Source organism: Mycobacterium sp. (assembly GCF_036490025.1).
Classification (GTDB): domain Bacteria; phylum Actinomycetota; class Actinomycetes; order Mycobacteriales; family Mycobacteriaceae; genus Mycobacterium.
The window spans coordinates 1-3,686 of sequence record NZ_DASXEP010000068.1 but is presented as its reverse complement, the minus strand read 5'-3'; the positions used below and the strand labels follow the sequence as shown (position 1 = coordinate 3,686).

Sequence of the window (3,686 nt, the reverse complement as noted above, 5' to 3'; positions counted from 1 at the left end):
GTCAGCGACAACAATGCACGTCAGCAACGGCGCAATCGCCCACGGCAATGAGTGCCAAGACATGGCACTCGGTGTTGCCGGACGCTGCGTGCATGGCGGAAAGCCTAACAGAATCCGCCGGCGCCGCAGCCGAGGCTGATGCAGGTCAGCGGGTCAGCAACCAGGCGACGATCACCAGCACCACGAGGGCGACCAGCACCAACGTGACCTGTGATCGCGGCATCCCCATCTTTCGGTTCATCCGGACTCGTCATCGCCGTGACGAACACGCCGCAGCAGCTGGGTACCGCGTCCCAGCATCGCGTCCAGTGCCGCCGCGATGCCGTAGGCCAACACCAGCACGACCGGCATCACCACGATGGTCTGAAAGACGAACCCCAGCCCAGACAGCCACAACTCGACGCCGTCCCACCAACTGAGGATTCCGTTCACCGCGCTCACCCTAGCTGAGCTCGCTGACCTTCTCCATCATCGCGCGGGCGATGTCGATGGCGCTGGTGTCCGGATTGCCCGAGCCCGGATCCGACGGCTGCCGATCGCCGAAAAAGACCACCTCGACCTCGACCAGGCAATTCAACCGGACACCGATGGCACGCGCTTGCGGCGTGGGCTGCAAGGCCGGCATGTTGGGCAATGTCGCGGTCGCGGTATTCGTCGCTGCGACAACGGAATCGGTGACGTGAATGTCGTCGATGACGGTCGTCGTACTAATCGGGCCGGTCTGATCGATCGTCGTCGCACCCCTGCACTGCTGCCACTGCGGAGGAAATTTCGCGAACAGCGTCTGGGCTTGCTCGGCCGAGGGCAGCGCGACCACGCCCTCCATCACGCTGATCACCTGGGCCGGGTCGCCATTGTTCCACCACGACTCCGACGCCACGGTCTGGACGTCGGCGGAGTCGTACACGCTCTTCTGCAGCATCGCCGTTACGCCCAGGCAATCGGCCGACGACGCCGGCGCGTCGCGCTGGTCGAGTTTGTCGGCGCCACCGAACTGCGCGGGCTGACGGCTGACGAAAGGCTGGCCGAGCATCCGCGACAGCACGACGTCGTCGAGCAACACCTGCTTGACGATGTGACCGGAAAGCGGCCGCCGCTTCAGGTTTGGCGCCGGCCGGGCCGTCCCGCCGACAACCGGGCCACAGCCCACCGCGAGCACGGCGATCACCGTGCCTACCGTCGCCCGCCCGACTGTCCGCATGGCTACTTCTTGTTGCCTTTGTCCCCCGCGGCGTCGGTGGACAGCGCGGCGACGAACGCCTCCTGCGGCACGTCGACCCGGCCGATGGTCTTCATCCGCTTCTTGCCTTCCTTCTGCTTCTCCAGCAGTTTGCGTTTACGGGTGATGTCACCGCCGTAGCACTTGGACAGCACGTCCTTGCGGATCGCTCGAATGTTCTCCCGCGCAATGATTTTGGACCCGATCGCGGCCTGGATCGGGACCTCGAACTGCTGACGCGGGATGAGCTCTTTGAGTCGGGTGGTCATCTTGTTGCCGTAGGCCGCGGCGGCGTCCTTGTGCACGATGGCGCTGAACGCGTCGACGGCCTCACCCTGTAGCAGGATGTCGACCTTGACCAGTGCGGCTTCCTGCTCGCCGGCTTCTTCGTAATCAAGGCTGGCGTAGCCGCGGGTGCGCGATTTCAGCGAGTCGAAGAAGTCGAAGATGATCTCCCCCAACGGCATGGTGTAACGCAGCTCCACCCGTTCGGGCGACAGGTAGTCCATGCCGCCCAGTTCGCCGCGCCGGGACTGGCACAGCTCCATGATCGTGCCGATGAATTCGCTCGGCGTGATGATGGTGGTCTTGACGACGGGCTCGTACACGGCGCGGACCTTGCCCTCGGGCCAGTCCGACGGGTTGGTGACGACGAGTTCGGAGTTGTCCTCCTTCTCCACCCGGTAGACGACGTTCGGCGACGTCGAGATCAGGTCGAGGTCGAACTCGCGTTCCAGGCGCTCGCGGGTGATCTCCATGTGCAGCAGCCCGAGGAACCCGCAGCGGAAGCCGAAGCCCAGCGCCACCGAGGTCTCGGGTTCGTAGGTGAGCGCGGCGTCGTTGAGCTGCAGCCGCTCCAACGCGTCACGCAGGTCGGGATAGTCGGACCCGTCGACGGGATACAAGCCCGAGTACACCATCGGCCTGGGTTCGCGATAGCCGGTCAGCGGGTCGGTGGCGCCGTGCCGCGCGGTGGTGACGGTGTCGCCGACCTTGGATTGGCGGACGTCTTTCACACCAGTGATGAGGTAGCCGACCTCGCCGACGCCGAGACCGTCGGACGGCTTCGGCTCGGGGGAAACGATGCCCACTTCCAGTAGCTCGTGGGTGGAGCCAGTGGACATCATCGTGACCTTCTGGCGCGGGGTGATTTTGCCGTCCACCACACGTACGTAGGTGACCACGCCGCGGTAGATGTCGTAAACGGAGTCGAAAATCATTGCGCGCGTTGGTGCGTCGGCGTCGCCGGTCGGCGGCGGGACCTCGCGCACGACGTGATCGAGCAATTCGGTCACGCCCTCGCCGGTTTTACCGGACACCCGAAGGACGTCGTCGGGTTTACAGCCGATGATGTGGGCGATCTCGCCGGCATAGCGGTCGGGGTCGGCGGCGGGCAGGTCGATCTTGTTGAGCACCGGGATGATGTGCAGGTCGCGGTCGAGCGCCAGATACAGGTTGGCCAGCGTCTGCGCCTCGATGCCCTGCGCGGCGTCGACTAGCAGCACCGCGCCCTCGCAGGCTTCCAGAGCACGCGACACCTCGTAGGTGAAGTCGACGTGGCCGGGGGTATCGATGAGATGCAAGACGTAGTCGGTGCCGTCGACCTGCCACGGCAGCCGCACGTTCTGCGCCTTGATGGTGATGCCGCGCTCGCGCTCGATGTCCATTCGGTCGAGGTACTGCGCGCGCATCGACCGCTCGTCGACGACACCGGTGAGCTGCAACATCCGGTCGGCCAGGGTGGACTTGCCGTGGTCGATGTGGGCGATGATGCAGAAGTTCCGAATCTGCGCCGGCGCCGTGAAGGTCTGGTCGGCGAAACTGCTGATGGGAATCTCCTGGTGAAGCCGGGCTTAGGCGCTACCAGGGTATCCAGGGACGGGCGCTGCAGCACAATCGCGGTCTCGGCCGGCCCGCTGTGCGGGGCGACCCGGCCAAAACGAAACCCCCAGAGTGATCCTCCGGGGGTCCGTCGTGGAGCGTGGAACTTACATTGCCGGGATGAAGAACCCGAGCAGGTCGTTAAAGCTGAGCGTGAGATATTCGCCAATCGCTTGGGTGACGCCGTCTCCCAGGAAATCGGTAGGCCCGAACAAGTCGGCAACGGGAAGGAGGTCACCACCATTCAACCGTGCGAACAGCCCAACGTTGGATGCGTTGAGGAGCTCAGTCACGGCGCCATTGAACACGTCGTACGAACCCGGGTCGAGGCTGGGGCCTGCCGCCCCGAATACGAGGGAGTCGAACGCAGCATTGGTGTTCGCAGTCAAGATGGTGTCGAACGGGAGCGTGCCCATGCCCGGGATGATGTCGGTGGAGGGAATCCCGGCGGCGGCAACATCCGAGGCGAACAGGCCGTTCAGCGATTCAACCTCGCTGGTGAGGATCGGAGTGATGTCAATAACAGCGGCGGGGTCTGCCGCAGCCGTCGACGCCGCTTCTGCGGGGAAGATCCCGAGGTACCCCT

At 64.7% G+C, this 3,686-nt stretch carries 4 protein-coding genes and 1 pseudogene; all 5 read right to left on the bottom strand.

All coding sequences use genetic code 11. The features are described from left to right. Position 1: 1 nt before the first annotated feature. Positions 2–94, bottom strand: coding sequence for an Ms4533A family Cys-rich leader peptide (locus VGG53_RS24000; protein WP_372512934.1), 93 nt, complete (start codon positions 92–94; stop codon positions 2–4). 143 nt (positions 95–237) lie between these two features. Continuing rightward, positions 238–432 carry a hypothetical protein gene (locus VGG53_RS07435; RefSeq protein ID WP_414688904.1) on the bottom strand — a complete coding sequence of 65 codons (195 nt, stop codon included), beginning with the start codon at positions 430–432 and terminating at the stop codon, positions 238–240. Between the two features lie 10 nt (positions 433–442). Continuing rightward, a complete protein-coding gene (locus VGG53_RS07430) occupies positions 443–1,201 on the bottom strand; it encodes a sensor domain-containing protein (protein ID WP_331517395.1) in 759 nt (252 codons plus the stop codon). A gap of 2 nt (positions 1,202–1,203) precedes the next feature. Then, a pseudogene (gene lepA, locus VGG53_RS07425) lies at positions 1,204–3,116 on the bottom strand (translation elongation factor 4). 91 nt (positions 3,117–3,207) lie between these two features. Next, positions 3,208–3,686 (bottom strand): hypothetical protein (locus VGG53_RS07420; protein WP_331517394.1); only part of this gene is annotated, 479 nt, incomplete at its 5' end.